Source organism: Nitratidesulfovibrio liaohensis, from assembly GCF_011682075.1.
GTDB classification, from domain to species: domain Bacteria; phylum Desulfobacterota; class Desulfovibrionia; order Desulfovibrionales; family Desulfovibrionaceae; genus Cupidesulfovibrio; species Cupidesulfovibrio liaohensis.
In genome coordinates, this window is sequence record NZ_VSMK01000269.1 from 1 (window position 1) to 3796 (window position 3796).

Below are 3796 nucleotides of genomic sequence, written 5' to 3' on the forward strand. Positions count from 1 at the left end.
AGGCCGACAGCGTGGCCGCAGCGCCCGCCGGGGCTGGGGCCATGGACGAACGCGCCGCCCGCAAGGCCCGTGCGCGTGCGGCCACCGATCCCGGGTTGGATGATCCGATGCCGATGCCCATTCCGGAACCGTTGGAAAACGCCCCGCGCCGTGGACGAAAGACCTCGCAGCATGGCAAGGGGCGTGCCGCCGCAGCACCCGCTTCCGAACGCATGGACGGTGCCGCGAAGAAGGGCGGCAGTGTCTTTGGGCAAGCACCGGCAAAGCCGGATTCGGCCAACCGTGGCAAGGACGGCGACGCCAAGGCCAGGACGCGTGGGGACAAGGTGCCCTCCCCGGTGAAATCCGGCGGCAAGGAACGCGCTGGCGACGGGGAAAAGACACCAGCCAAGTCTCCCGCCACCTCCTCCGCAAAGTCCAAGGACAGCGGCGTGGCCGCCACCCCCGCGAAGGTCGGCGCAGATGCAGTCACGCATGGTGCGGCTTCCGACAGGCCCGCACCGGGCACGGAGATCGCAGGCCCGGCTGCCAAGAGGGGGAATGCTGGAAATACGCCCCGCCGGTCAGGGAATGCTGGCAAGGCTGGAACGGAGAAGTCTGGCCGGGACAAGCCCGATGTGGACAAGTCGGGCAGGGGCAAGGCCTCCGGCAACGGTTCCGCCAAGGGGGCACAGCCCGCAAAAGGCAAGCCCGCGTCCGCCAAGGCCGTACCTGCGAGAGCTGATTCCCCCAAGGCGGAATCAGCCAATGCTGGTGCGCCTGGGCCCAAGTCTCCCAAACCCGCGCCCGCCAAGCCGCGCAAGCTGGGCAAGCCGGGCAAGCCCGCAAAGGACGTGAAGGACACGAAGGACACGAAGGACGACAAAGACTAGCCGCCGCCTTCCGTCTACCAACACATCAACACAACGCCGCCCCGGAGGTATCTCTCCGGGGCGGCTATTTGTGCATGATGGGGAGGTCCGGGCCGATTGCGTCTGCGGTCTTTTCGTCATGGCTGCCGGGACTGGTCGAAACCTTGCGGGTACGTTCGCAGATGCCAGGCCCGCGCAGGCCAGCCGACGGGACCGCCATGCCCCGGCTACAGCCGGGTGATGCCGAAGCGGGACAGCAGCTCGGCCAGGCGCTGGTTCAGGTTGGTGGTGGAGCGCGACAGCAGGTCCAGGCTGATGTACAGGGCAAATTCCACCCGGTACGAGGCGTCGGTCCACAGCGATCCGATTTCGCGGGCCAGTTGCGGCTCTATCTGCAACAGATGCAGCAGCGATTCCAGATCGGTGGCCGTCTGCGGGCGGAACAGCAGCATGCTGGTTCTGCCGGGGTCCGGCTGCCACAACTTGTTGCGCCGGATGCGCGTCAGCCCGGAATCGAACAGGGTCTCCACGGCGGCCACCGAGGTGCGTCGTTCCTTGCGGGTGCGGATGTGGATCTTGCCCATGTCTTCGCCCGCGCGGCGGCGCAGCAGGGTGACGAACTGGAATTCCAACAGGGCTTGCAGGGCCCTGCCCAGGCACGGCAGCGAAAAGTCGCCCAGGGTGCGGCGGACGATGGCCGTTTCCTTGGGTGAGAAGCCGTCCAGTGCCCGCAAAAAGTCCTCGCGCAGCAGGTTCAGGGTAATGGCCACGCTGCATGCCATGCCCACCACCTGTTCGCGCAGGAACTGCACCTGCTCGGCGTTGACTTCAGGAGCGGGTGGCGCGGGCGCTACGGGCGATGAGGGCGCCCCGCTTTCCGTGCCGGATGCATCGCCTGACGCGCCGCCCGTGGCGTCACCCGTCAGGCCACCGGACAGCAGCAGGGTTTGCAGCTTTTCCATTTCCTTTGCTGCGGGGTCTATGCACACGATCTGGCTGATGAAGTCGATGTCGCCCGAGGCAAAGGGGTAGTCGGGCCGGGCGGCCATGCCTTGCAGAATGTCGTGCACCAGCTTGCGCGCCTTGCGGCTGGCGAAGTCGCGCGTCTCGAATTCGAACAGGGTCTGCACCCGCGTCTTGTCCAGCGGTTTCGGCGTGCGGCACAGCCGTTCCAGCAGGGCGTCAAAGGGGTAGCGGATGACCAGCAGCGATCGTTCCTTGGAAAGGGTGAACGCTTCCTGCGTCATGATGGCGTCGTAGGCCTCGTCCACCATGCGCACCACGAAATGTTCGAAGTGCTTGCGCCAGTACTGCTCGTCCAGTTCCGTGGATTCGGTCACCGCGTCCGAGGGGCCAAGGGCTTCTTCGCCGTAGGCGCGGACCAGCGTTTCGATGAAGTTGTCGGTGCACAGGGCGGTGGTGTACACCACGCCCTGCACGCATTTCAGCAACTGGGTTTCGGTGTTCACCAGCCGGGTGCGCAGCTGGCTGGAATCGCCCCCGCCGGGCTTGGCGTACTGCCCCAGCAGGGCCACGAATTCACCCACCAGCTTGCGGATGTGCCCGTGCAGTGGGTCCACGGCACCGCGCGCGGCCACGATTTCGATAATGGACCGCTGTTGCGTTTCCAGCAGCGGGTATTCATTGATGCGGTCGCTGTTGGTGCGGATGAGGCAGAGCAGCACCTCGCGCTCCACCACCTCGCGCACGGCGCGGCGGTCCTTGGTGGCGGCCAGGCAGGCCACATACGCGGCCAGACGTTCATCAGGCGGCGGGCCTTGTGATGGTTCGTGGTTGCGCGCGTCGATCATGACTGGTTCCTGCGGGCGGTGTTCTGCGGGTGCGAAACTGGGTGTAATCCCCCATTCGCACATGGGGGCGCTCCATGTCTCTGGCCGCTGGCGGGCGGATTGTCAACCGGATATCATGGCGTCACTTTTCGCCCGATATCATGAAATCAGCTCTCGGGCCATGGCTTCGCCCTGTCCGCCGCCCCCCGCCATGCGGGCCAGTTCCTTGCGGATGTCTTCGCCGTCCAGCCTGCGGCACAGGGTGAAGGTGGCATTGTCCGCCACTTCCTTGCTGACCTGGAAGTGCCGTCCGGCGCGTGCGGCCAACTGTGGCCAGTGGGTAATCAGAATCACCTGCCTGCGCCCGGCCAGCGCGGCCAGCCGGTCCGAGACCCGGTTCAGGGTCAGCCCGCCCACGCCGGAATCCACTTCGTCGAAGATCAGCGTGGCGGTTTCGTCACGGGCCATCAGCCCCACCACCGCCAGCAGAAAGCGCGAAAGTTCGCCGCCGGAGGCAATGCGGTCCAGCGGCTGCGGCGGCTGGCCGGGGTTGGGCACCCACATCAGGCGCGCCCGGTCCTCCACGCAGCCGGGCCACGGTTCGTGCGGGGCGAAGTCGAAGGCCACGCGAACATGCTCGGAAAAGCCCAGGCCGGCAAGTTCGCCCTCCAGCGCCTGGGTCAGCCGGGCGGCGGCCTCGTGCCGGGCGGGGTTCAGCTCCGCCAGCAGGGCGCACAGCTGTTCTTTCAGGGCCTCTTCCTCGCGCTCCAGGGTGCGCAGGTCCAGTCGGCAGGCATCGAGAAACGAAAGATTTTCCTCGATCTCGCGGCGCAGGTCCACGATCTCGTCCAGGGTGCGGCGCAGCTTGCGCTTCAGCTGGGCCAGTTCGTACAGCCGCTTTTCGATGGCTTCAACGTCCATGTCGTCGTCACCGTCGGATGCGGCGGGGGCGGGGCGACGGCGCAGGCGTCGTTCCAGGTCGGACAGCCCCTGCCGGAAGGCGGAGATGGCGGCCACGTCTTCGGACCAGTTGGGCTGGGCGCTGGGGGCGGCATCGGCGCTGTCGCCCACCGTTGGGCCGTGCAGACGGGCCAGCCCGTCCAGCGCCCGTTCCAACAGGCCCAAGGCCTCGGCCACGCCGGGGCCGTCCTCGCC

Annotated in this window: 2 protein-coding genes and 1 pseudogene; 1 reads left to right on the top strand and 2 read right to left on the bottom strand. The window is 67.0% G+C overall.

Annotation, left to right across the window (positions count from 1 at the left end):
- Positions 1–872 (top strand): annotated as a pseudogene (locus FVW27_RS10045) (ribonuclease R); the annotation flags it as partial.
- Positions 873–1078: 206 nt separating this feature from the next.
- Here FVW27_RS10045 and FVW27_RS10050 read toward each other — a convergent pair.
- Both FVW27_RS10050 and FVW27_RS10055 read right to left on the bottom strand, forming a co-directional pair.
- Positions 1079–2662: a hypothetical protein gene (locus FVW27_RS10050; protein WP_167124804.1), complete on the bottom strand. Its 1584-nt coding sequence runs from the start codon at positions 2660–2662 to the stop codon at positions 1079–1081.
- 138 nt (positions 2663–2800) lie between these two features.
- Positions 2801–3796, bottom strand: a 996-nt coding sequence (locus tag FVW27_RS10055; RefSeq protein WP_481850161.1) for a DNA repair protein RecN, incomplete at its 5' end; no start/stop codon positions are given.

Coding starts and splice junctions, on each gene's coding strand:
- FVW27_RS10050 (WP_167124804.1), bottom strand. CDS start 2,662: ATGATCGACGCGCGCAACCACGAACCATCACAAGGCCCGCCGCCTGAT.